The following is a 259-nucleotide window of genomic DNA, read 5'->3' as shown; positions in this document are numbered from 1 at the left end:
CCTTCCAGGCACCGATCTGCTCGCGCTGCAGCACTTTCAGGTAGTGGGCCAGACGGTTGACGATGAACATGTACGGCAGCTGGGTGCCCAGCTTGTAGTTCAGCTCGGCGGTCTTGCCTTCTTCGCTGATGCCGAAGAACTTCGGCTTCTGCGCCGAGTTGGCGGAGAAGAACGCGGCGTTGTCGCTGCCCTTGCGCATGGTCAGGGCGATAAAGCCTTCCTCGGCCAGCTCGTACTCGCGACGGTCGGAAACCAGCAC

Annotated in this window: 1 protein-coding gene; it reads right to left on the bottom strand. The window is 61.4% G+C overall.

Annotated elements, in window-relative coordinates; translation table 11 throughout:
- A partial coding sequence (locus NDO48_RS29335; RefSeq protein WP_267322935.1) for a type VI secretion system contractile sheath domain-containing protein occupies window positions 1–259 on the bottom strand: 259 nt, incomplete at both ends.

The sequence above is a fragment of the Aminobacter sp. MET-1 genome (assembly GCF_026521175.1).
Classification (GTDB): domain Bacteria; phylum Pseudomonadota; class Alphaproteobacteria; order Rhizobiales; family Rhizobiaceae; genus Aminobacter.
The sequence above is the reverse complement of the archived record's forward strand: the minus strand, read 5'-3'. Positions and strand labels throughout refer to the sequence as shown.